Consider the following 22,564-nt stretch of genomic DNA (forward strand, 5'->3'; position numbering starts at 1 on the left):
GCCCGCGCCGACGGGATTGCGTATGCTCTGCCGCATGAGCCGCACACCCACCGCCCTCACCCTCATCACCGGCCACTCCCGCGGCCTGGGCGAAGCCCTGGCCCGCCAGTGCCTGCAGGCCGGCCACCTGGTCATCGGCATCGCCCGTCACCGCAACACCGGCCTGGACGCCGAAGCCCTGCGCGAGGACGCCCCCTTCCAGCAGTGGGAGCACGACCTGACGGAGCCCCAGAGCGCGGGCTGGGCCCTGCTGGAGTGGCTGCAGGCCCAACCGGCCGACCGCTTCCGCCATGCCACGTTGATCAACAACGCCGGCGTGCTGGCCCCTCCCCAGCCGCTGGCCGACAGCGACCCCAGCGACACCGCCCGCGTGCTGCGCGTCGGGCTGGAGGCCGCCATGACGCTGACCGGCCTGTTCCTGCGCGGCACCCAGGACTGGAAGGGCCAGCGCAAGGTCCTCAACATCTCTTCCGGCCTGGGCCGACGCGCGATGGCTGGCAGCGCCGCCTACTGCGCCGCCAAGGCCGGGCTGGACCACTTCACCCGCGCCGTAGCGCTGGAGCAGGCGCCCCTGGCCAACGGCGCCCGGCTCGTCTCCCTGGCCCCGGGCGTGGTGGACACCGACATGCAGCAACAGCTGCGCGGGGCCGACCCCACCACCTTCCCCGACCAGGGCCGCTTCCAGGCCCTGTGGGACCAGGGCCAGCTGGCCACCCCCGAGGCCACCGCGCGCAAGCTGCTGGCCTGGCTCGAGCGGCCCAACTTTGGCATCGAGCCCATTGGCGACGTGCGGGAAAGCTGAGCCCCCCGCATGACCACCCTGTCCTCATCCTCCGACGCCGCGACACACCCGTCGCGCCATAACGCCTGGCTGCTGCTGCCAGTGGGCCTGGCCCTGCTGGTGTCGGGCTGGCAGCCCTATGACCGTGCCACCTGGTGGCTGGAGGTGGCCCCGGTGCTGGTGGCCGCGCCGCTGCTGATCGCCACCCACCGCCGCTTTCCGCTCACGCCCCTGCTGGCCACGCTGATCGCGGTGCATGCGCTGATCCTGATTTATGGCGGCGCCTACACCTACGCCCGGGTGCCGCTGGGCTACTGGATGCAGTCGCTGTGGGACGGCAGCCGCAACCCCTACGACCGCATCGGGCACCTGGCCCAGGGCTTCGTGCCAGCCCTGATCGCCCGGGAGATCCTGGTGCGCCGCAGCCTGCAAGCCGGCCCCTGGCTGCTGGGCTTTCTGTGCCTGTGCGTGGCCGAGGCCATCAGCGCCTGGTACGAGCTGATCGAATGGGGCGCGGCCGTGGCCCTGCAGCAGGGAGCCGATGCCTTCCTGGGTTCCCAGGGCGACCCCTGGGACACGCAGGAGGACATGGCCTGCGCCGGCCTGGGCGCCCTGCTGGCGCTGACGCTGATGCGGCGCTGGCACGACCGACAGTTGACGTCCATCAAAGCCACCACCCCACACCGTGCAGGCTGAACCCATCTTGGCCAAAATACCGGCATGTTCAGCCATGTTCTCCTTAGATGGTCGATTCCGGCCATCTTCCTGGCGTCCATTCTGGTGGTGCACCTGCGCGGGCGGGTGCGCCACAGTTTCTGGAAGCAGGTCTTTGACCATTCGGGCCTGCTGGCCCCGGTGAATGTCTTTCTGTACGCCACCTCGGCGGTGCCCAACAAGCCCTACCTGCCGGTCAGCACCTTCCCGGAACTGGATCTGCTGATCCAGAACTTCGACACGATCAAGGCCGAAGGCCTGGCCCTGATGGAGGCCACCAAGCTGCGCCGCCCCGACCGGAACGACGACGCCGGCTTCAACTCCTTCGCAAAGTCGGGCTGGAAGCGCTTCTACCTGAAGTGGTACGACGACGCCCACCCTTCGGCCAAGCGACTGTGCCCCAAGACGACCGCGCTGCTGCAGCAGATCCCGTCGATCAAGGCGGCCATGTTCACCGAGCTGCCGCCCGGCGCCACGCTGAGCCCGCACCGCGACCCCTATGCCGGCTCGCTGCGCTACCACCTGGGCATTGCCACGCCCAACAGCGACAACTGCTTCATCGACGTGGATGGCCAGCGCTACAGCTGGCGTGACGGCGAGGGCGTGATCTTCGACGAGAGCTACATCCACCACGTCGAGAACAACACCGACCAGAACCGGCTGATCTTCTTCGCCGACATCGAGCGCCCGCAGCGCTACGGTTTCGCCCGCGCCTTCAACCACTGGTTCGGACGCAACCTGGTGGCCGCCGCGGCCTCGCCCAATGAGGGTGGCGACAAGACCGGGCTGATCAACCGCCTGTTCATCATCTCGGCGGTGATGGGCCAGTGGCGCCGCCGCTTTAAGAACTGGAACCGCACGGTCTACCAGCTGACCAAGCTGGCCTTGGTGGCGGCCATCGTGGCCTGGCTGGTCTGGGGCTGAACGAACACCCCACCCTGGTGCCGCCTGCCGGCGCTCAGGCCAGTTCCAGCAGGTGGGTCAGGTCCCAGGCGGCCCGCGGGTCGGCCAAGGCCGCACGCTCGGCGTGTTCGTGGCGCTTGATCGCCACGTAGGTCTCCAGCAGCGGCGCGCCCAGCAGCTCGCGCAGCACAGTGCTGCGCTCCAGCGCGTCCAGCGCAGTCGGCAGATCGCGCGGCAGGGCCACGTCGTCCCCCGCGCCGGCCTGCGGCATCAGGCCGTTCTTCAGGCCATGCAGGCCCAGGCCCAGCGTCAGGGCCACCGTCAGGTAGGGGTTGGCATCACCCCCCGGCAGGCGGTTCTCCACCCGGCGGCTGGAGGCGCCGGACGCCGGGATGCGGAAGGCCAGCGAACGCTCCTCCGGCCCCCAGCTGGCATGCGAGGGCGAGGCATTGCTCAGCGCGATGCGCACATAGGACATGTCGTGCGGGGCGAAGAAGGCCATGGCCCCCGCCGCCTCGGCCTGCAGGCCCGCCACGAAGTGCCCCAGGGCGGCGCTGTCGCGGCCATCGGGCTCGGCAAACAGGTGCGGCCACTGGGCGCCCAGATGCTGCACGCTGAAATGCCAATGCATGCCAGTGCCCGGCTCGCCCAGGAAGGGCTTGGGCGCGAAGCTGCACAGGAAGCCGTGGCGTGCGGCAATCTCGCGGGCCACGCGCTTGAAGCGGAACACCGCATCGGCCATGGCCAGCGGCTCGCCGTGGCGGAAGTTGACCTCGTACTGCGACAGCGCGGATTCATGGGCGTGGCCGTTGACCGGAATGCCCAGTGCATCGCAGGCCGCGTACAGATCGTCGAAATAGGCCTCGAAGTGCGACAGGCGCTCCAGCGACAACACCTCGCAGGCGCGCTCGCGGGTGGGCGCGCTGGCATGGCCAGCCGGCGCCTTCAGGCTGCCATCGGCTGCGTCGCGGGTCAGCAGGAACATCTCCAGCTCGGGTGCCACCTGGGCCTGCAGGCCGGCCTCGGCATAGCGGGCCAGCACGCGGCGCAACACCGCGCGGGGTGACCAGGCCGAGGCGTCCACCAGGCCACCGGCCGTGCGCAAGGCGCCGGTGGGCTCGCAGATGACGGTGCGCTCGGACGGGCGGCCCGGCCGGGGGGCCAGCGTTCGCAGGTCGGGCACCAGCTCCATGTCGTCGTAGGTGTCGGGCAGCAGCGGGCCAAAGACCGCCTCGGGCTCGCCGGAGGTCAGCGTCAGGCCCATGACGACCGAGGGCAGGCGGCAGCCGCCCATGCCGACAAAGTCATCGGCATGCACCAGCTTGCCCCGGGCCACCGAGGTGAAATCGCCCAGCACGCATTCGACCAGGCGCACGGGCTCCCCGGCCAGCGCATCGCGCAGTTGCTGGGTGGCGGGACGGGACAGTGCAAACATGAAAAGAACCGGAAAAAAGCGGGAACCTCGCCATGATAGGCGGCCCCCACCCGGGCGAGAATCCGGGCAGATCCTTCTGCCCCGCCGTGGACACCTCTGCCCTCCGACGACAGCTGGGCCTGCTGGAGCAGGCCTGGCGCGACCACCCCGCCCGCTTCACTCGCCTGACCGGCCTGCAAATGGCCGCGCTGCTGGGCCTGGCCGGCCTGCCCGCGCTGCTGGGCCTGCTGGTCCTGCTGCTGCCCCTGGGGCTGTGGCTGGCCGGTGGCTCGGGCTGGTGGTGGGCCCTGGCGCCGCTGGGCGCCGCCCTGCTGTGGGCCAGTGCGGCACTCTGGCGCCCGGAGCTGCCGGAGCCGGACGGCGTGGTGCTGCCCCTGTCGCAGTTGCCCCGCCTGAACGAGTTGCTGCAGCATCTCACCCAGGCTGCCCACGCCCGACCGCTGGGCGATGTATGCCTGACCCCCGAACAGGAACTACGCGTGCGGCCCACCAGCCCGCTGGGCCTGCTGGGCGGTGGCCGGCCGCAGCTGCGCATCGGCCTGCCGCTGCTGATGGGCCTGGACGGGCCGCAATTCGCCGCCCTGCTCGCCCGCGAGATGCACGGCCTGCGGCGCCGCTCGCTGGCGGCCTGGATCGCCCGTTGGCGCCAGCGCTGGCAGCACCTGTTGACCGAGCGCCTGCCCGAGGCCCCCGGCCCCCGCGCCACTGGCTGGGGCTTGCTGTGGTGGCACCGCCAGGCCCGGGGCGTGCTGCGGCGGGCCCTGGTGGTGGAGCGGCTGCACGGCCCCGCGGCCGACGCCTGGGCCGCCCGCTGGACCGGCACCACCGGCCAGCGCACGCTGGCCGATGCGCTGCTCGCCCAGGCGGTGCAGGCGCGCTACCTGGCCCGGCAGTTCTGGCCCCAGGTGTGGGCCGCGGCCCGCGGCGAACGCCGGCCCAACGCCCACCCCATGCGCGACCTGCGGGTGCTGATGCGACAGAGCCTGCGCCACCCCGAGGCCCCGCAGTGGGCCCAGGACGCCCTGCGCACGCCTGCCGCGGTGGACGCTCCCGACTTCAGCCTGCGCGTGCGCCTGCAGGCCCTGGTGGAAAAGCCTGCCCCGCTGGCGATGCCCACCGTCAGCGCGGCCGAGATCCTGCTGGGCCAAGCCCTGCCCGGCCTGGCCGAAGCGCTGGACAGCGCCTGGCAGACCCAGCAGGCCGACGCCTGGTTGCAGCGCCACCTGGCTTGGCGCCAGCAGGCCCAGTGGCTGGACGAACTGAACGCCGCGGACGCCGAAGGCCCGCTCGAGAAATCCGAAGCCCTTTTTCAAGGCCGCCTGACCCAGGCCCTGAGCCCACCCGCCGAGGCGGCAATGGCCTGGCGCCGGGTGATCGACCGCCATGCCGCCCCGGCCGAGGCCCGCCTGGGCCTGGCCCGCGCCCTGCTGGACGAAGCGCCCCCGATCGAACCCCAGACCCGCCAGCCCGAGTTGCTGCTCGAGCAGGCCGAGGCCCTGCGCCTGCTGCAGACCCTGACCGACGAGGGCCGCGCCTCGGCCACCTATGCCGAAACCCTGGCCGCCGACCCGCGCTGGCGGGTGCCCGCCGCCCAGTTGCTCATTCAGCAGCTGGGCCTGCGTGAGGACTTTGCCGCCTTGCAGGCCGCCCGCGTGCGCCTGCGTGCGCTGGAAGACGAGGCCGAGGCCGCGCTGACCGTGCTGCGCGACTTCCAAGGCGAACAGAAATTCCTGCCCGGCGGCCTGCCGACCCGGGTGCTGCGCCCGGTGCTGGCCCTGCTGCAGGGCGAACATGCCGTGGGCCGCGCCTGGCACTGGCGCAAGACCTCCACGATGACCAAGGGCTGGGCCCTGCACCTGCTGGTGATCGAACGCTCGCGCACCCTGGTGCAGCCGGACCCGCAGGTCTGGGGCCCAGCGCTGACCCAGCAGCTGGCCGAATCCCTGCCGCTGGACTGGTGCGTGATCGACCTGGCCCACCCCGAGTGGAAGCCCCTGGACCGGACCGACCTGGTGCAGCAGTTCCGGGCCGACGATGCCCAGTGCATCCACACCGGCTTGGCCCGCAAGGCATAGACCCCACGCCCAGCGCGCCCGCCCCCGCTTCCTACAATGTTGCAGTGCACCTTTTGAACGCCGTTTTGAACGCCGACCTCCACAGCCACTCGACCGCATCGGATGGCAGCCTCAGCCCCACCGAACTGGCGCGGCGCGCACACGCAGGCGGGGTGCAGGTGTGGGCCCTGACCGACCACGACGAGCTGGCCGGCCAGGCCGAAGCCGCCGCCGAGGCCCGGCGCCTGGGCATGGTCTACATCCCTGGCGTGGAGGTGTCCGTCACCTTTGCCGGTGAAACCGTGCACATCCTGGGCCTGGACGTGGACCCCACGCACCCCACCCTGGCGCAAGGGCTGCATGACCTGCGGGCCGGCCGCGAAGGCCGCGCGCGCGCCATGGGCGAGAGCCTGGCCCGCGCCGGCATCCCCGGGGCCTATGAAGGTGCCCTGGCCTATGCCGAGAACCCTGAACTGGTCTCGCGCACCCACTTCGCCCGCTTCCTGGTGGACCACGGCCACTGCAGCAGCGTGCACGAGGTCTTCCAGCGCTACCTGAAGGAAGGCAAGCCCGGCTTCGTGGAACACCGCTGGGCTGGACTGGGCGAGGCGCTGGGCTGGATCCGGGCCGCCGGTGGCGTGGCCGCCATCGCCCACCCGGCCCGCTACCGCTTCAGCCCCACGGCCGAATACGCCCTGTTCTCCGAATTCAAGGAACACGGCGGCCAAGCCGTGGAAGTGACCTGCGCCAGCCACTTCCCCGACGAGGTGGCCAAGTACGCCGACATGGCACGCGAATTCGGCCTGCTGGCCTCGCGCGGCAGCGACTTCCACGCCCCCGGCGAAAGCCGTGTGGAGCCCGGCAGCCTGCCCGACCTGCCCGGCAAGGTCACCCCCATCTGGAGCCTGTGGCAGGACCGCCTGCCCGCGGCCCAGCAGCCCGACACCCCGGCCCTGGCCGGCTGAGCCCAGCGCGCAGAGCTCGGGATGACGCCACCACCCGACGAAGAACTTTGCGATGCCGTGCGCCAATGGTGCGGCGCCTGGCACCAGCGCGACATCGACCGCATCCTGACCCTGGAAGCCCAGGCCAGCGGCTTTGGCCTGCGGGCGGCCGCCTGGCGCAACCACGCTGCCATCGGCCCCGCCCGTTACCGCGCCCTGCTGGAACACTTCTTCGCCCAGATGGCGCACTACAGCCTGCAGTTGCTGGACGTGCAGGCCAGCGTGGCGGGCGAACTGGGCCTGGCCCATGGCGTGTACGAAGAACGCTTTCAGCGGCACGGCCTCCCGGCCGAACTGGCCCGCCCGCGCTTCACCATGACCTTCCAGCGGGGACCACTGGGCTGGCAGATGCTCATGTACCACCGGGACATCCAGCCCTTTGACCCGGACGGCGCCTACCTGCTGACCCACACCCAGCCGCCCTCTGGCGCCTGAGCGCGCACAATGCTGGGCATGGCCCAGTATTTCGAAATCCACCCCGAAACCCCGCAGCCCCGCCTGATCAAGCAGGCCGTGCAGCTCATCCAGAAGGGCGGCGTGCTGGCGGTGCCCACCGACACCAGCTACGCCCTCGTCTGCCACCTGGACGACAAGAACGCCGTAGACCAGGTGCGCCGCATCCGGCAGATGGACGACAAGCACCTGCTGACCCTGCTGTGCCGCGACCTGTCCGAGCTGTCCAACTACGCCATGGTGGACAACCACCAGTTCCGTCTGGTCAAGCTGGGCTCGCCCGGCGCCTTCACCTTCATCCTGGAGGCCACCAAGGAAGTGCCCCGCCGGCTTTCGCACCCGTCGCGCCGCACCATCGGCCTGCGCGTGCCGGACCACCCGGTGATGCAGGCCCTGCTGGAAGAACTGGGCCAGCCCGTGCTGGCCACCACCTTCATCCCGCCCGGCGAAACCGACGCCCTGAACGACCCCGACGAGATCCGCGCCCGGTTTGAAAAACAGCTGGCCGGCGTCATCAGCGCCCCCGGCTGCCCGGGCCAACCCTCCACCATCATCGACCTGACCGGCGACGAACCAACCGTGGTGCGCCCGGGGCGCGGCGACCCGGCGAAACTGGGTTTGTGAGCCCCCAAATGGCACTCGCCGAGCCGGGGATACCCCGGCTCGGCGAGATGGCATCACGAATCGTCAGTTCGTCGCCGTGGCGGTCAGGCTCACCTTGTCGATAACGACCACCTCATGGCCGTTCACGTTCGCTGCATTGATGAAACCCAACCGAACGGTGGTGCCCCCCAGAGAAGTGGGCGTGATGGTCTTGGTCACGGTCTGCAGAGCCGTGCCAGTGGCCGCAGCCGCGGTGCAGACTGTGTTGAGCGAACCGCCAAGAGTTGCGGCGGCGAGGCTCGGAACTGCAGACGTGGCATAGAGACCGATGAAGGCACCGGTGTTCATGCAACCATCGTTGCCAGCCTTGACGGCAATGTCGTACTTGAGCGTCAGTGTTGTGACTCCAGCCGGGATCTGAACGTCCTGGTACAGCGTGCAGTTGTAACGTGCGCCTGCGCCAGAGGTTGAGGCCACGCTGCCGAGCACGATCTTGGTGCCATCCGTAGCGGCGAAACCAGCCGTGTTCGTCAGCGTCTCGACACCCGGAGCAACGTCAGCGTTGTAGCTACAGGTACCAGCAGCCCCGGCTTCGATGCTTGTGTCTTGCGTCCAACCTGCCAGGTCTTGCTCGAAGGAGCCGTTCTGCACCAAGTCGGTGGTCGTCGTCACGCCCGCGGCGGTGATCGTGACGGTCGCACCTGCGCTGTTGACCTGCCCGTCATTGACAATGAGCTGGACCACGTAAACGCCGGCCTTGTCAGCGGTGAATGTCGGGGCAACCACTGAAGTGCTCGACAGCGTGGCGGTGCTCTGGGCCGGGCGGCTCGTGATGGACCATGAGTAGGTGAGCGCGTCGCCGTTGGCATCGCTGCTGGCGCTGCCGTTCAATGTGACGGTGTCACCCCGGGTCACGCTTTGTGCAGAACCTGCATTGGCGACAGGCGCCGCATTGGCCGCGGCGGCCGTGATGGTCACGGACGATGCCGTGCTCGACAGGCTCGCGTCACTCACCACCAGGCTGGCGACATAGTCCCCAGGCAGGTCCGTCGTGAAAACGGGCTGGGCGGCGGTCGGATCGGACAGCGTGGCAGAGCTTCCATTGGGCGCCGTCAGCGTCCATGCATAAGTGACTGCATCGCCGTTGGCATCGCTGCTGCCGGTCCCATCGAGCGTCACCACGGCTCCGGCAGTGACACTTTGGGCCACACCGGCATTTGCCACCGGAGCCACGTTGGCCTCGTCGGCAGTGATGGTCACGCTCGCGACGGTGCTGTCCACGGTGCCGTCATTGACCGTGAGGCTGAACACATAGGTGCCAGCCACGTCGGCGACGAACGTGGGCTTGACCGCAGTGGCGCTGGACAGCACCGCCGTGCTACCGCTCGGCGCGCTGGTCAAGACCCATTGATAGGTCAAGGGGTCTGCATTCGCATCCGTGCTGCCGCTGGCATCCAGGGTGACCGTGGAAGAGGTGAAAACGCTTTGCGTGGGCCCGGCATTGGCAACCGGAGGCACATTGACTGTGTAGGTGTTGTCGTCACAAGCCGACAGCAGCATGCTGCAGGCGGCCAGAACCGCGATCGATGTGCGATTGATCATCGTTGTCTCCTGTTTCCAGTCTGAGGTTTTCTGAGGCACTCACTCGTTCTTGAGTGCCTCCTGCGTGGGCGTTTTCAACCTCACGCTGATCGGCAACTTCCCTTTGCACTTTAGAAATCACCCGCAAAAGTATCAAAACCACTCAAACACGAAAGTCATGCTGTGAAAAATATCACGACCACCGAAATTTCTCTCGCCAGAAATAACCACAAATCACGCCAACATCTTTTGACATTGATCAATAAGTAGGCGCATGCCACACCCCTCCCGAGAACCCCTCACCAGGGTTTTCCCGCACACTGCACAAGTCAGATGGAGCATTGGCGACGCTACAAAATATATGAAATCCACCGAATGCACACCCAAAACCATAGACGCGACATGGCGGTCCCCAATTCGGAGTGCAACACCCGGCACTCGTTGATTGATCAGTGGACGGTAGCCTGATGGGATTCGGCGAAGCCTTGCATGAGATCAGCGAAGACCTGGATGGGGCTGCACCAGTTCAGGGTTTGGGGCAAGCCGGTTTTTGATCAAATCTGCCATAACGTCACCTGATTAGTAGCTCAGGCTGCTCACACCGTGCTGGATGGCGGCCTTGAGCACCACACCTAGATTCAAGATATTCCGGATCTTGGTCCGCGCCCAAGGCCACTTTTTCCCGTAGCGCAGGCACCGACGCAGTCCCTCATCCAATTCTGGGATCGGGCGGTCAGCATTGGCTGACGCCAAAGTAGCCGAACCAGCTCCGCAGATATCTTTTGATATATTGAAGCCGATATTCCATACTCACTCCCCAGCTTCTCCCGGTGATTTTCTTGACCCTGTGCTTGAAGTTCAGCCATGCTTTGTCGGTCCAGCGGAGCTTCTTTGCCCACAGTGGTGAATCGCCCCGGTTTCCGTGGGGATCCGTTGCTTTGAATCAGGTGGTCTCCGCCTGACTTGCATCTTGTCTCTGGTGTTCGTGTTGGAACTCCGCGGGCGGCACCTCGCTCGGTGCGCCGCCTCTGGCAGCGCCAGATATCGCCACGCCGCTGCGCCGGATGCCGCCCGCCTGTGGCTTGAGAATGTCCAGCACCTTCATCCCTCGTCCTGGGGGCGGGCGGCGACCACTCCTGCCCAGGAGCAGCGGACCAGGGCATGATGGTCGGCTGACAGACGGGAGCTTGCCCGCCCTGGGCCCACACTCGGGTGCGGTGCCTCAGCGCAGCACCGGAGCAACTTGCATGAGCGACACGGAAAAGACAGGCAGTTGGTGGCAAACCCTTCCGGGGGTGCTCACCGCCTTGGCCGCCGTCATCACGGCAGTCAGTGGCTTGGTGGCCCTGTTCGTTCAACATGGTGGAGGGGGTGAGAAGGCCTCCTCCGCTGCACCCGCGACGGTGGGGATGGCATCGCCAGGGGCGCGGCAGGTCATGCCGTCGGGTGCTTCGCCAGTGAATCCCGCACCCACGGCTTCGCCCATCGCTCCCGCGCCTGCCCCCAAACCTGCAGCCCAGCCCTGGTCGCAAGTGCAGGCGGCAGTGGTAGGCAAGGATGGCCGCACCACCCGTGTGCGGGCCGAAACCTTGAGCAACTGCATATCGGTCAACCACGAGTTGACGGTGGACGGCGGGCAGTCGATCAGCTTTGAGCACATGGCCGGATTCGAGGTGCTGCGGGCGGAGCGCCACACCTCGTCCACGGCCAAGGCCCAGATCAAGGTCACGTTGCTGAACGGGGACAGCATCACAGGCATGGTGGAGGCCAATTGCGACCTGTTCGGTGAGAACGAGGTGGGGCGCTTTTCGACCTTCTTCGACCAGATTCGCAGCGTGCACTTCGAGTATTGAGATCGGCCGCGCAAGAGGCGCGGGCACAGCACCTCCTTCAGCCCATCGGCAGTGAGTTTTGCCCCTGTTGTTGAAAACCCCACCGGACCATGAGATTCGAAGGCACCCTGAAAACCTGGCATGACGACCGCGGCTTCGGTTTCATCGAGCCCACGCAGGGCGGCCAGGAGATCTTTGTCCACATCAAGGCCTTTCCGGCCGGCACCGGGCGGCCACAGGTCGGCCAGGTGCTGAGCTTCGAGGTGACCCTGGGCCCCAACGGCAAGAAGCGCGCGCAGGATGTGCAGTACCCGGTTCGCGCGCGCCGCCTGCCTGCCCATCGGGGTGAGGCGCCCGCCCCCTGGACCCTGCCACGGGCTTTGGCCATCCCGGCCTTTCTGGTGCTGGTGTACTTCGTGGCGATGCGCTGGGGCTTGAAGCCGTATGTGCTCCACGTCTATGCGGGGGCCAGTGTGGTGGCCTTCTTTGCCTATGTGTTCGACAAGTCTGCGGCCCGTCAGAACCGGTGGCGCACACAAGAGAGCACGCTCCACGGGCTGGCCCTGCTCGGTGGTTGGCCTGGCGCCTTGGTGGCGCAGCAGATCCTGCGCCACAAGACCAGCAAGACGTCCTTCATCGCCGTGTTCTGGTTGACCGTGCTGGCCAATGTGGCCGGTTTCGTCGGACTGCACGCTGGACTGGAGGGGCTGCAGGCGCTGCGCGGCCTGACCTGAGCCCCCATCCGACCCGGCATGGAACAATGACGCTGATGCTCCGCTTCACCACCCGATTCCTCGCAACAGCAGTCTGTGTGGCCGCCGTTGCCGCCCATGCCGCCCCGCTGAACAGGTGCGTGGTGAACGGCACCGTCACCTACCAGCAGGCGGCCTGCGCCCCCACCCAGCCCCGCAAGGACCCGACGCTGGAAGAGCTCAACGCCGCGCAGAAGCTGCGCCGTGCAGAAGCCGCTTCCGCGGCGGCGGCTCAGGCCCCCAAGGTCAAAACCCAGCCCGCCGGAACCCTGCCCGCACCAGCGGCCAGCAGCCGCTTCCATTGCGATGGACGGCGGTACTGCTCGCAGATGACCTCCTGCGAGGAGGCGAAGTACTTTCTGGACCACTGCCCGACCGTGAAGATGGACGGTGACGGGGACGGCGTGCCTTGCGAAGATCAATGGTGCGGCGCACGCTGAAGCGCGGCCGGCCATTGCTTTTCCTAGACGCCGTCAGCGGTCAGTCGCCGCCCGCAATGCCTTTTCCACCCGCTCGGCACTGAAGCCCAGCTGCGCCTGCCCACGCACCAGCACCAGCGGCGTGCCCGGCGCACCATGGGCCTGGAAGACCGCGGCGCAGGCGGCGTCGCGCTCGATGAAGCATTCGCTGAAGGGCACCTGAGCCTCGCGCAGGCGCAGGCGGGCCTGGGTGCAGAAGGGGCAGGTCACGGAGGAGATCAGCCTCAGGTCGCCAGGCCGCACCACGGCCCGCAGGGCCTGGTCTTGCTGTGACGTGCGCCACAGGCCCCAGCCTTCCCAGGCCAGGGTGGCCGTCAGCACCACCGTCACGAACAGCACCAGTTCACGGCGCTGTGCGGCGGTCAGGGCCGACGGCATGGACCGTTCACACCGCGGCGGTGATGACGATCTCGATCTTCCATTCCGGCTTGGCCAGGGCGGCCTGCACGGTGGCGCGGGCCGGGGTGTGGCCCGCCACCACCCAGGTGTCCCACACGCTGTTCATGCCGGGGAAGTCGGCCAGATCGGCCAGGAAGATCTGCGCGCGCAGGATCTTGGTCTTGTCGCTGCCGGCCTTGGCCAGCAGGGCGTCGATGGCGGCCAGCACCTGGCGGGTCTGGCCCACGATGTCTTGCGAGCCGTCTTCGGCCACCTGGCCGGCCAGGTAGGCCACGCCGTTGTGGACGGTCATTTCGCACATGCGGGCGCCGACGTCGAAGCGTTGGATCATGTCAGTGTTTTCCTTTGCTGGAATGGGAGGGGGAATGGTGACGGTGCGGGTGGTCGCGGTGCGGCTTCTCGTGCGCGTGCGACGCGGCGGGCTTGGCGGCCGCAGGGGCCTCCGCCTTCTGGCCGATCCTGGATTCGGTGCCAGCGATGAGCTTGCGGATGTTGGCGCCATGGCGCCAGATCAGCAGCAGGCTCATGGCGATGAGCGGCAGGGCCAGGCCCGAAGGTGGCCACACCAGCAATTGGATGAGCGGCGCCGCCACGGCCGCCACCAGGGCCGCCAGCGACGAGTAGCGGGTGATGAAGGCCACCGCCAGCCAGGTGGCCAGCACGGCCAGGCCCAGCGGCCAGTGCAGCGCCAGGATGACGCCCGCCGCCGTGGCCACGCCCTTGCCGCCCTGGAAGCGGAAGAACACCGGCCACAGATGGCCCAGGAAGGCCGCCAGGCCCACCATGCCGATGGTCAGCTCGCCCCAGTGCAGGGTGGGTGCCAGGGCCTGGGCCACCAGCACCGGCACGACGCCTTTCACGGCGTCCAGCAGCAGGGTGAGGATGGCCGCCTTCTTGCTGCCCGAACGCAGCACATTGGTGGCGCCGGGGTTGCCCGAGCCGTAGCTGCGGGGGTCGTCCAGGCCCATGACACGGCTGACGATGACCGCAAAAGACAACGATCCGACGAGGTAGGCCAGCACGATGGCCAGCAGGGAAATCAATGCATCCATGGCAACAAGCGCAGCAACAATGCCGGGCGTGGAGTGTAAGCTGCGGGGCCATCCCTGCCCTGGCCGAACCGGCCGTCCCTGCTGCTTGTCCATGAGCCCTGACGCCGACGCCACCGCCCTGCCCCCTTTCTGGCCCGCACGCCAGTACACCGCGCTGCACGAGGAGCTGCACGCCCGCCCGCCCCTGCTGGTGCGCCCGGGCAGCATCGTGTCCTGCTGGGTCAACTGGCGCATAGACCCGGCCGGCGCCGAGCGGGCCCTGGCGGCGCTGTGTGAAGCCCAGGGCCAGCCGGCCCCGGCACCGGGCAGCCGCCACCATGTGCTGGTGGCATCGGGCTGGACACTCAAGTTCGAGCGCCATGGCGAATTCCTGAGCTGGCAGATGTGCCAGGAGCTGCCGGACGCCGGCCAGGTGCCCGACAGCGCCCGCCTGGCCAGCCTGTGGCGCGAGGCCAGTGCCTGCGCCGCCCTGCCCGAGAGCTTCACCCGGGCGCTCTACGCCGAGAACGAGGCCGGCGCCCTGCTCTCTGCCGCCCATGTGCTGCTGCTGCCGGCCGACGACAGCACCGTCAGCCGCTGCCGCCACCTGCTGGAGCGGCCGGAGGACGACATGGAGCACCCGCCGCTGATCGGCTCCCACATCGCCGATGGCGGGGCCACGCTGTTCACCCGGCTGGAGCTGGGGCGCGACGGCTTTGTGCGTTACGTACTGTTGGACCACGGCCTGCCACCCGACCAAGGGGCCCGGGCCGTGCAGCGGGTGGCCGAGATGGAGGCCTACCGCATGCTGGCCATGCTGGGCTTTCCGGTGGCGCAGAAGGAAGCCGGTGAACTGGCCGCGCTGGAGACCCAGCTGCAGGGCATCGTCGACGCCATGTCCAACGAGGACCAGCGCGATGATGCCAGCGCGCTGGAAGCCTTGACCCGCCTGGCCGCCGAGGTGGAGCACAGCGCCTCGCGCACCCGCTACCGCTTCTCCGCCACGCGGGCCTACCACGCCATCGTGGAAGACCGGGTCAACGGCCTGCGCGAGCAGCGCATCCCCGGGCTGCGCACGCTCTCGGGCTTTCTGGGCCGCCGCTTCCAGCCGGCCATGGCCCTGTGCGACAGCACCGACCGCCGCCTGACCGACATCGCCGAGCGGATCAACCGCGCACTCAGCCTCTCGCGCGTGCGGGTGGAGATGACCCGCGAGGCCAGCAACCAGGCCCTGTTCAAGGCCCTGGTGCACCGCCAGCGCCTGCAGCTGCAGTTGCAGCAAACGGTGGAAGGCCTGTCGGTGGTGGCCATCAGCTACTACACGCTGAGCCTGGTGGGCTACCTGGCCAAGGCGGCCAAGACGCTGCCGTGGCTGGAACCCTTCCACCTGCAGCCCGAGGTGGTGGTGGGCGTTGCGGTGGTGCCGGTGGTGGCCGCGGTGGCCTGGTTCGTACACCGCATCCGCATGCACCACGCGGTGGACTGAGCCGCGGGCCAACCCTCTCCCTAACCTGCAGTCTGGCACCGCGGAACAAAGCGTTACCGTGCGCCCTCGAACGCCGCTTGGATGTGATGCCACACCCTGCGGCCGCCCGGCGTCAACGCGCCGGAGCCTGCAGTTTCCGCCCCCACAAAGGACTTACATGGGTCTCAAGCACCGCCTGACGGCGCACCGCCGCAGTTCCCCCCTGGCCCAGGCCGCCGCCCTCACCCTGGCGCTGGCCTCGCTGACCACCTGGGCCGCCACCAACCCGGCCCCCGCCCATCCCGCCGCCAGCGCACCACCGATGACCGCCCTGCCCAGCCTGGGTCCGGTCACCGCCCCGCTGTGGATGCGTGCCCCCGCCATCTCGCCCGATGGCCGCAGCATCGCCTTCGCCTTCCAGGGCAATCTGTTCACCGTGCCTGCGGCCGGCGGCACCGCCCACCTGCTGGTGGCCAATGGTCAGTACAGCAGTCACCCGGTCTGGTCGCCCGATGGGCACAGCATCGCCTTCGCATCCAGGCTCTATGGCAATGACGACGTGTTCCTGGTCTCGGCCGAGGGCGGCCCGGCCCGGCGCCTGACCACCCACTCGGCCAACGAGACGCCAGTGGGCTTCACGCCCGATGGCCGGTCCGTGCTGTTCTCGGCCGCCCGCATGGACGCCAAGGACAACCTGATGTTCCCCTCTGGCGGCGCCAGCGAGCTCTACCAGGTCTCGATCGAGGGCGGTCGTCGCCCCGTGCAGCTGCTCAGCACCCCGGCCCTGGCCGCGCAAATGAACCGCGCTGGCACCGAGATGCTCTACGAGGACTGGAAGGGCTACGAGAACCTCTACCGCAAGCACCACATCTCGCCGGTGGCGCACGACATCTGGCTCTACGACGTGAAGACCGGCCAGCACCACAAGCAGACGAACTTCGGTGGTGAGGACCGTGACCCGGTCTGGTCGCCCGACGAGCAGGCGGTGTACTTCCTCAGTGAGCGCAGCGGCTCCTTCAACGTCTGGAAGATGCCGCTGAACCAACCCAATGCGGCCGTGCAGGTCACCCACTTCGGCCGCAACCCGGTGCGCTTCCTGTCCATCGCCCAGGACGGCACCCTGGCCTTTGGCTACGACGGCGAGCTCTACCGCCTGGCCCCGGGCGCGGCCGAGCCGCAAAAGGTGGCGGTGCAGATCGCGGCCGACACCCTGGCCCGCGGCACCGAGCTCAAGCGCTACAGCGACGGCGCCACCGAGATCGCCCCCAGCCCGGATGGCGAGGAAGTGGCCTTCGTCGTGCGTGGCGAGGTCTTCGTCACCTCCACCGAGTTCGGCGACACCAAGCGCATCACCGACACCCCGACCCAGGAGCGTTCGGTCAGCTTCAGCCCCGATGGCCGCCGCCTGGTCTTTGCGGGTGAGCGCGATGGTGCCTGGAACCTCTACGAGGCCCGCCTGCCGGGCAAGAAGAAGGACGCGCCCAACTTCTACAGCGCAGCGCAGGTCAAGATCCGCACCCTGCTGAAGAACGGCAAAGACAACTTCCAGCCCCGCTACTCGCCCGACGGCAAGGAAGTGGCCTACCTGGAGAACCGCACCACGGTCAAAGTGCTGAACCTGGCCAGCGGCCAGACCCGCACCGTGTTGCCGGGTGATCAAACCTACTCCTACGCCGATGGCGACCAGTGGTTCGACTGGGCACCCGACGGCCAGCACCTGCTGGTTCAGTTTGTCGACCGCAACCGCTGGGGCGCCGAGGTGGGCCTGGTGGATGCCCAGGGCAAGGGCCCGCTGGTGAACCTGACCCAGAGCGGCTACGACGACTTCCTGCCGCAGTGGAGCCGCAACGGTCAGATGATGACCTGGCAGACCGACCGCACCGGCATGCACGGCGCCTCGGGCTCCAACGAGCGCGATGTCTACGCCATGTTCTTCACCCGCGAGGCCTGGGACCGCTTCAAGCTCGACAAGAGCGAGTTCGCCGCGCTGAAGAAGAAGGAAGACGAGGACAAGAAGGACAAGGACAAGGCCAAGCACGGTGGCAAGGACGGCGACAAGAGCGAGGCCAAGGCCGACGACAAGGATGGCAAGGACGAAGCCAAGTCGAAAGACGATGACGCCATCAAGCTGCCGCCGCCGGTCAAGCTGGAGTTGGGCCCCATCGAGGACCGCATCGTGCGGCTGACGCCCAACGCCGGCGAGATCCGCGCCTCGGCCCTGTCCAACGATGGTGAGGCCCTGTACTACCTGGTGGAAACCGCCGACAGCGTGGACCTGTGGGTGAACCGCCCGCGCGCCGAAGACAACAAGAAGGTGGCCAGCTTCCCGGCGCCCAAGGGCGGCCGGGGCGAGTCGCAGTCCATGGACCTGCAGCTCGACGCTAAGGGCGAAATGGGCTTCGTGCTGGTGGGCGGCCGGATCCAGAAGTTCAAGGTGCCCAAGGAGGACGGTCCGATCAAGGCCGAGCCGCTGGCCTTCAATGCCGAGCTGAACCTGGACGGCGCCGCCGAACGGGCCTACCTGTTCGACCATGTCTGGCGCCAGACCCAGGCCAAGCTCTACACCACCGACATGGGGGGCGTGGACTGGGCCTACTACCGCCAGGTGTATGAGCGCCAGCTGCCCTATGTGAGCAACGACACCGACTTCGCCGAGCTGCTCAGCGAGATGCTGGGCGAACTGAACGTCTCGCACACCGGCTCGGGCTACACCGGTCATGCGCCCAATGCAGACGCCACTGCCCAGCTGGGCGCTTTCTACGACAGCGCCTACACCGGCGCCGGCCTGAAGGTGGCCGAGGTCATCGAAGGCAGCCCGCTGGAGATGGGCCCGACGCCCCATGTGGCCGCCGGCATGGTGATCGAGAAGATCGACGGGGTGGCCATTGCCCCGGGGGCCGAGGTGGATTCGCTGCTGAACCAGAAGGCCGGCAAGCGGGTGCTGCTGTCGGTGTTTGATCCGGCCAAGGGCCAGCGCTTCGAGCAGGTGGTCAAGCCCATCGGCACCGGTGCGCAGAACGAGCTGCTGTACCAGCGCTGGGTCAAGCGTGAGCGCGCCCTGGTGGACAAGCTCTCCGGGGGCCGCATCGGTTATGTCCATGTGCGCGGCATGGACGACAAGAGCTACCGCCACACCTACTCCGAGCTGCTGGGCCGTGACAGCGGCAAGGAGGCGGTGATCGTCGACACCCGCTTCAACGGCGGCGGCAACCTGCACGACGAACTGGCCACCCTGCTCAGTGGCAAGCGCTACCTGCAGTTCGTGCCGCGCGGCCAGGAACTGGGTTGGGAGCCCACCGGCAAGTGGACCAAGCCCTCGCTGGTGCTGATCAGCGAGAGCAACTACTCCGACGCCCACCTCTTCCCCTGGACCTACCACCATCTGGGCATCGGCAAGCTGGTGGGCATGCCGGTGGCCGGCACCGGCACCGCCGTCTGGTGGGAAACGCTGCAGGACCCGGACCTCTACTTCGGCATCCCCGAAGTGGGCTTCCGCGATGCGCAGGGCAACTACATGGAGAAGGCGCTGATCCAACCCGACGTGCAGGTGGCCAACGACCCGGCCCGCATCGTGCGCGGCCAGGACCAGCAGCTCGAAGCCGGCGTGCAGGAACTGCTCAAGGGCCTGCCCAAGCATTGATTCGCGACGACGGTCCGCGGGCCGTCTCAACGCAAAGGGCCAGCCCACCGGGCTGGCCCTTTTTCATGGGAGCGAAGGACTCAGTCGAACTGCCGCTTGAAGCGCCACAGCCCCAGGCCCACCACCAAGCCGCCCAGCACCACGATGCCGGCAAAGCTGGGGCCCAGCACATCCAGCCCGGCTCCTTTCAGGATGACGCCGTAGGCCACGTCGATGTAGTAGTACAGCGGCGAGATGACCATCAGCCAACGGGCCACGGTGGGCATGGCCTCGGGCGGAGTCCAGGCGCCGGAGAGGAAGATCATCGGCGCCAGCACCAGGATGGACAGCATGCTGGCCTGCGCCATGTTGCGGGTGAGCGTGGCGATATACAGGCCCAGGCCCGACAGGGCCACCACGTACAGTGTGGTGGCGGCAAAGAAGAGCAGCAGGCTGCCCCGCACCGGCACACCGAACACGCCTGCCAGCACCGCCCCCAGCGACAGCGCGGTGGCCGCCAGGATCACCCCGGTCATGGCCAGCACCTTGGGCGCCATCACCTGGAAGGGGGTGAGCGGCGAGACGATCAGCTGCTCGATGGTGCCGCGTTCCTTCTCGCGCACCATGGCCGCGGCCGGCAGCAAGATGGCAAACACCGTGATGACGTTGAGCAGCTCGGAGATGGCCATGAACCAGGCGTCGTTCTGGTTGGGGTTGAACCAGACGCGCGGCACGTTGCTGATCATCGGCACGCCAGCAATCTGCCCGGTGCCGGTGCTGGCAAAACCCAGGCGGGCGATGCCCGTCTCCAGGCCGTAGCTGGCCACGATCTGGGTGGCGTCGGCCGTGGCCAGCGTGGCCAGCACCGAGTTGCTGGCGTCCACCTGCATCTGCACGGTGGCCGGCTCGCCACGTGCGAGCGTGCGCTCGAACTGCGGCGGGATGTCCAGCACGAACAGGGCGTCGGAGTTGTCCAGCAGGGACAGGCCCTGGCTCTCCTGCCCCACCAGGCCCAGCGGGTTGAAGTGCGGCGGCTGGAAGCGGCCCGCCAGCTCGCGCGAAGCGGCGCTGCGGTCGGTGTCCAGCACCGCGAAGGCGGCGTTGTTGAGCTGCAGCGTCACGCCGGAGCCGGCGTTGTAGATGTCCACCGTGAAGGCATAGACGATGAAGAACAGCAGCACCGGGTCGCGCCAGAGCTGCAGCAGTTCCTTCCAGCTCATGGCACGCAGGCGGCGCAGCCACACGCCGATGTCCTGCCCGCTGAAATAACCCTTCATGCCACGCCCCTCATGCCTTGACCCGTTTGCGGAACAGCGCATAGCCCACGCCGAACAGCAACGCGGCATACAGCGCCAGCACCACCATGTTCAGCCACAGCCCGCTCCAGGACACGTCCTTGAGGAAGGCGCCCAGCACGATGTCGGTGTAGTACATGCCCGGCAGCAGGTGGGCGATGACCTTGGCCGCCGCCGACAGCGAGGGAATGGGAATCAACACGCCCGAATACAGCACCGCCGGCACCACCGTCAGGATGGCCGTGCCCATCATGGCCGCCACCTGGGTGCGCACCGCCACCGACACCAGCAGGCCGATGCCCGTGGTGCAGGTCACATACAGCAGCGAGGCGACCATGAAGAAGGCGAAGTCGCCCTTGAACGGCGCACCGAAGACCAGCGTGGCGATCAGCCACAGCAGCAGCACGTTCAGCCAGGAGATGCCCACATAGGGCGCGATCTTGCCGATCAGGAACTCGCTGCGCCGCACGGTGGAGGCGTAGATGTTGAAGATGGAGCCGCTCTCCTTCTCGCGCACCACGCCCAGCGCGGTCAGGAAGGGCGGCGAGATCATCATGATGGCCATGATGAGCTTGGGCGCCAGCGACCAGATGCTGGCCACGCTCTGGTTGTAGAGGTAGCGCACCTGCAGCGCCACCGGCTGCAGCGTGGCGCGGGCCTGCTCGGCGGTGATGCCGCCGGCCCGGGCCAGGGTGTCGGCCAGCACGTCCAGCGTCATCGCGCTGCTGATGGCGGTGACGTAGCTCTTGGTGGTCAGTGCGCGGAACGGGAAGGTGCCGTCGATCAGCGTCTGCACCTGCACCGGCCGGCTGGCCAGCAGGTCCTGCTGGAACTTCGGCGGGATGACGATGACCGCGCGCAGCTCGCCCGCGGTGATGGCCCGGTCGAGCTGGCGCTCGTCGTCGGCATAGCCCTCGAAGCGGAAGTAGCGCGAATCGATGAAGCGGTGGGCGTATTCGCGCGAGAGCGGCGTGCGGTCGTGGTCCACGATGGCCATCGGGATGTTCTCCACATCCAGCGACAGGCCGTAGCCGAACAGCAGCGTCAGCACCGCCGGCACCACGAAGGCCAGGGTGAAGAACAGGCGGTCGCGCACGATCTCGCGCCATTCCTTGCTGGCCACGGCAGCGATGCGGCTGAAGTTCATCATGCGCGGCGCTCCCGGCTTTCCAGATCGGTGATGCGGTAGACGAACACGTCTTCCATCGACAGCGGCCGCGTGGCCACGTCCTGGGCCGGCAGACCGGCCTCACCCAGGCGGGCCTGCAGCGTGGCGGCATCCACCGCCGGGTCGGCCGGCAGGCAGTGCACCAGGGTGCCGAACAAGGCGCTGTGCCGCCAGCCCTGCTGCTTGAGCCAGGCCAAGGTCTCGGTGGGCTGGTCGCTGCGGATCTCCAGCAGGTGGCCGGCGTCACGCTCCACCGCGGCCTTCATGCCGGCCGGCGAATCGTCGGCCACCACGCGGCCGGCGTACATCAGCGCCAGGTGGTCGCAGTGCTCGGCCTCGCTCATGTAGTGGGTGGTGACCAGCACGGCCATGCCCTCCTCGCGCGAGAGGCGAAACAGGATGTCCCAGAAGCTGCGCCGGCCCACCGGGTCCACGCCGGAGGTGGGCTCGTCCAGGAACACCACCTGCGGCTCGTGCACCAGCGCGCAGCCCAGGGCCAGGCGCTGGCGCTGCCCCATCGGCAGCTGCGAGGCGCGCATGCCCTGCAGCCCGCCCAGGCCGGCCATCTCCAGCACCCAGGCGGTGCGCTCGCGGGTGCGGGCCTCGCTCAGGCCATAGACCGCGGCGTACAGCCGGATGTTCTCCAGCACCGTCAGGTCCATGTAGAGCGAGAAGGCCTGCGACATGTAGCCGATGCGCTCCTTGATCGCGAAGCCCGCGCTGCGCATGTCGGCCCCGGCCACCTGGCCACTGCCGCTGGTGGGCGAGAGGATGCCGGTGAGCATCTTGATCACGGTGCTCTTGCCCGCGCCGTTGGCGCCCAGCAGGCCGAAGATCTCGCCCGGCCGCACCTGGAAGCTCACATCGTCGGCGGCCTTGAAGTCGCCGAAGCGCCGGCCCAGACCACGCGCCTCGATGGCCAGGGCGCCGTCGTGGTTCTGCACCGCGGCGCGGCGCGCGGGCGGCAGCTTGGGTGGCACCAGGGTCACCAGCTCG

General features: G+C 68.2%; 20 protein-coding genes and 1 pseudogene. 12 read left to right on the plus strand and 9 right to left on the minus strand.

The annotated features are described in order from the left end of the window. Positions 1-34 precede the first annotated feature (34 nt). From M0L44_RS06095 to M0L44_RS06105, 3 genes are read left to right on the plus strand one after another with little or no spacing between them, the layout of a single operon-like run. On the plus strand, positions 35-802 hold the full coding sequence (locus M0L44_RS06095; RefSeq protein ID WP_252768762.1) for an SDR family NAD(P)-dependent oxidoreductase: 768 nt from the start codon (positions 35-37) through the stop codon (positions 800-802). Positions 803-811: 9 nt separating this feature from the next. Next, positions 812-1,477, plus strand: a complete 666-nt coding sequence (locus M0L44_RS06100) for a DUF2238 domain-containing protein (protein WP_252768763.1) — start codon at positions 812-814, stop codon at positions 1,475-1,477. A 24-nt stretch (positions 1,478-1,501) separates the two neighbouring features. Beyond that, entirely contained in the window at positions 1,502-2,419 is a 918-nt protein-coding gene (locus M0L44_RS06105) for an aspartyl/asparaginyl beta-hydroxylase domain-containing protein (RefSeq protein WP_252768764.1), read from the plus strand. Positions 2,420-2,453: 34 nt separating this feature from the next. On the opposite strand, the gene M0L44_RS06110 is transcribed toward M0L44_RS06105, so the two are convergent. Further along, on the minus strand, positions 2,454-3,833 hold the full coding sequence (locus tag M0L44_RS06110; RefSeq protein ID WP_252768765.1) for a glutamine synthetase family protein: 1,380 nt from the start codon (positions 3,831-3,833) through the stop codon (positions 2,454-2,456). A gap of 86 nt (positions 3,834-3,919) precedes the next feature. Between M0L44_RS06110 and M0L44_RS06115 the strand changes: the two genes are divergently transcribed. Genes M0L44_RS06115 through M0L44_RS06130 form a run of 4 tightly spaced genes read left to right on the plus strand, consistent with a single transcriptional unit; the run spans position 3,920 to position 7,968 of the window. Next, positions 3,920-5,908 (plus strand): M48 family metalloprotease, encoded by a 1,989-nt coding sequence (locus M0L44_RS06115; RefSeq protein WP_252768766.1) that lies wholly within the window; start codon positions 3,920-3,922, stop codon positions 5,906-5,908. Between the two features lie 53 nt (positions 5,909-5,961). Then, a complete protein-coding gene (locus M0L44_RS06120) occupies positions 5,962-6,852 on the plus strand; it encodes a 3',5'-nucleoside bisphosphate phosphatase (RefSeq protein ID WP_252768912.1) in 891 nt (296 codons plus the stop codon). Positions 6,853-6,873: 21 nt separating this feature from the next. Continuing rightward, on the plus strand, positions 6,874-7,326 hold the full coding sequence (locus M0L44_RS06125) for a YybH family protein (protein WP_252768767.1): 453 nt from the start codon (positions 6,874-6,876) through the stop codon (positions 7,324-7,326). Between the two features lie 18 nt (positions 7,327-7,344). Further along, positions 7,345-7,968: an L-threonylcarbamoyladenylate synthase gene (locus tag M0L44_RS06130; RefSeq protein WP_252768768.1), complete on the plus strand. Its 624-nt coding sequence runs from the start codon at positions 7,345-7,347 to the stop codon at positions 7,966-7,968. A 63-nt stretch (positions 7,969-8,031) separates the two neighbouring features. Here M0L44_RS06130 and M0L44_RS06135 read toward each other — a convergent pair whose 3' ends face one another. Together M0L44_RS06135 and M0L44_RS22160 are read right to left on the minus strand one after the other, a co-directional pair. Then, positions 8,032-9,549: a PKD domain-containing protein gene (locus M0L44_RS06135; protein ID WP_252768769.1), complete on the minus strand. Its 1,518-nt coding sequence runs from the start codon at positions 9,547-9,549 to the stop codon at positions 8,032-8,034. Between the two features lie 712 nt (positions 9,550-10,261). Further along, positions 10,262-10,429 (minus strand): group II intron maturase-specific domain-containing protein, encoded by a 168-nt coding sequence (locus M0L44_RS22160; protein WP_354004102.1) that lies wholly within the window; start codon positions 10,427-10,429, stop codon positions 10,262-10,264. Between the two features lie 346 nt (positions 10,430-10,775). Here M0L44_RS22160 and M0L44_RS06140 point away from each other — a divergent pair, with 346 nt between their 5' ends. The 3 genes from M0L44_RS06140 to M0L44_RS06150 all read left to right on the plus strand — a co-directional run bounded on the left by M0L44_RS06140 (position 10,776) and on the right by M0L44_RS06150 (position 12,552). Continuing rightward, positions 10,776-11,381 (plus strand): hypothetical protein, encoded by a 606-nt coding sequence (locus M0L44_RS06140; RefSeq protein ID WP_252768770.1) that lies wholly within the window; start codon positions 10,776-10,778, stop codon positions 11,379-11,381. A gap of 89 nt (positions 11,382-11,470) precedes the next feature. After that, entirely contained in the window at positions 11,471-12,094 is a 624-nt protein-coding gene (locus M0L44_RS06145) for a DUF1294 domain-containing protein (RefSeq protein ID WP_252768771.1), read from the plus strand. A 122-nt stretch (positions 12,095-12,216) separates the two neighbouring features. Beyond that, the gene (locus tag M0L44_RS06150; RefSeq protein WP_252768772.1) at positions 12,217-12,552 is read left to right on the plus strand and encodes an excalibur calcium-binding domain-containing protein; all 336 of its coding nucleotides are present in this window, start codon (positions 12,217-12,219) and stop codon (positions 12,550-12,552) included. A 33-nt stretch (positions 12,553-12,585) separates the two neighbouring features. On the opposite strand, the gene M0L44_RS06155 is transcribed toward M0L44_RS06150, so the two are convergent. The 3 genes from M0L44_RS06155 to plsY are packed head-to-tail and all read right to left on the minus strand — an operon-like array spanning position 12,586 to position 14,042. Continuing rightward, entirely contained in the window at positions 12,586-12,969 is a 384-nt protein-coding gene (locus M0L44_RS06155; protein ID WP_252768773.1) for a glutaredoxin family protein, read from the minus strand. A gap of 7 nt (positions 12,970-12,976) precedes the next feature. Continuing rightward, complete coding sequence (locus M0L44_RS06160) at positions 12,977-13,321, minus strand: RidA family protein (protein WP_252768774.1); 345 nt, start codon at positions 13,319-13,321, stop codon at positions 12,977-12,979. 1 nt (position 13,322) lies between these two features. Continuing rightward, a complete protein-coding gene (plsY, locus tag M0L44_RS06165) occupies positions 13,323-14,042 on the minus strand; it encodes a glycerol-3-phosphate 1-O-acyltransferase PlsY (RefSeq protein WP_252768775.1) in 720 nt (239 codons plus the stop codon). Positions 14,043-14,133: 91 nt separating this feature from the next. On the opposite strand from plsY, the gene M0L44_RS06170 reads away from it, so the two are divergent. Further along, a complete protein-coding gene (locus M0L44_RS06170; protein WP_252768776.1) occupies positions 14,134-15,507 on the plus strand; it encodes a DUF3422 domain-containing protein in 1,374 nt (457 codons plus the stop codon). A 157-nt stretch (positions 15,508-15,664) separates the two neighbouring features. Beyond that, the gene (locus M0L44_RS22085; RefSeq protein ID WP_290429040.1) at positions 15,665-19,126 is read left to right on the plus strand and encodes a S41 family peptidase; all 3,462 of its coding nucleotides are present in this window, start codon (positions 15,665-15,667) and stop codon (positions 19,124-19,126) included. Between the two features lie 80 nt (positions 19,127-19,206). Here the strand turns inward: M0L44_RS22085 and M0L44_RS06185 are convergent, their stop codons facing one another. From M0L44_RS06185 to M0L44_RS22260, 3 genes and pseudogenes are all read right to left on the minus strand, one after another. Further along, entirely contained in the window at positions 19,207-20,382 is a 1,176-nt protein-coding gene (locus M0L44_RS06185; RefSeq protein WP_252768777.1) for an ABC transporter permease, read from the minus strand. A 10-nt stretch (positions 20,383-20,392) separates the two neighbouring features. After that, on the minus strand, positions 20,393-21,550 hold the full coding sequence (locus M0L44_RS06190; protein ID WP_252768778.1) for an ABC transporter permease: 1,158 nt from the start codon (positions 21,548-21,550) through the stop codon (positions 20,393-20,395). Next, positions 21,547-22,491 (minus strand): annotated as a pseudogene (locus M0L44_RS22260) (ABC transporter ATP-binding protein); the annotation flags it as partial. The gene M0L44_RS06190 and the pseudogene M0L44_RS22260, both read right to left, overlap by 4 nt. Positions 22,492-22,564 lie beyond the last annotated feature (73 nt).

The sequence above is a fragment of the Ideonella oryzae genome, assembly GCF_024055665.1.
Classification (GTDB): Bacteria; Pseudomonadota; Gammaproteobacteria; order Burkholderiales; family Burkholderiaceae_C; genus Ideonella; species Ideonella oryzae.

Excerpts from the sequence above, each read along its gene's own strand:
- M0L44_RS06095 (WP_252768762.1), top strand. The coding sequence starts at position 35 with ATGAGCCGCACACCCACCGCCCTCACCCTCATCACCGGCCACTCCCGC.
- M0L44_RS06100 (WP_252768763.1), top strand. The coding sequence starts at position 812 with ATGACCACCCTGTCCTCATCCTCCGACGCCGCGACACACCCGTCGCGC.
- M0L44_RS06105 (WP_252768764.1), top strand. The coding sequence starts at position 1,502 with ATGTTCAGCCATGTTCTCCTTAGATGGTCGATTCCGGCCATCTTCCTG.
- M0L44_RS06110 (WP_252768765.1), bottom strand. The coding sequence starts at position 3,833 with ATGTTTGCACTGTCCCGTCCCGCCACCCAGCAACTGCGCGATGCGCTG.
- M0L44_RS06125 (WP_252768767.1), top strand. The coding sequence starts at position 6,874 with ATGACGCCACCACCCGACGAAGAACTTTGCGATGCCGTGCGCCAATGG.
- M0L44_RS06130 (WP_252768768.1), top strand. The coding sequence starts at position 7,345 with ATGGCCCAGTATTTCGAAATCCACCCCGAAACCCCGCAGCCCCGCCTG.
- M0L44_RS06135 (WP_252768769.1), bottom strand. The coding sequence starts at position 9,549 with ATGATCAATCGCACATCGATCGCGGTTCTGGCCGCCTGCAGCATGCTG.
- M0L44_RS06140 (WP_252768770.1), top strand. The coding sequence starts at position 10,776 with ATGAGCGACACGGAAAAGACAGGCAGTTGGTGGCAAACCCTTCCGGGG.
- M0L44_RS06145 (WP_252768771.1), top strand. The coding sequence starts at position 11,471 with ATGAGATTCGAAGGCACCCTGAAAACCTGGCATGACGACCGCGGCTTC.
- M0L44_RS06155 (WP_252768773.1), bottom strand. The coding sequence starts at position 12,969 with ATGCCGTCGGCCCTGACCGCCGCACAGCGCCGTGAACTGGTGCTGTTC.
- M0L44_RS06160 (WP_252768774.1), bottom strand. The coding sequence starts at position 13,321 with ATGATCCAACGCTTCGACGTCGGCGCCCGCATGTGCGAAATGACCGTC.
- plsY (WP_252768775.1), bottom strand. The coding sequence starts at position 14,042 with ATGGATGCATTGATTTCCCTGCTGGCCATCGTGCTGGCCTACCTCGTC.
- M0L44_RS06170 (WP_252768776.1), top strand. The coding sequence starts at position 14,134 with ATGAGCCCTGACGCCGACGCCACCGCCCTGCCCCCTTTCTGGCCCGCA.
- M0L44_RS22085 (WP_290429040.1), top strand. The coding sequence starts at position 15,665 with ATGGGTCTCAAGCACCGCCTGACGGCGCACCGCCGCAGTTCCCCCCTG.
- M0L44_RS06185 (WP_252768777.1), bottom strand. The coding sequence starts at position 20,382 with ATGAAGGGTTATTTCAGCGGGCAGGACATCGGCGTGTGGCTGCGCCGC.
- M0L44_RS06190 (WP_252768778.1), bottom strand. The coding sequence starts at position 21,550 with ATGATGAACTTCAGCCGCATCGCTGCCGTGGCCAGCAAGGAATGGCGC.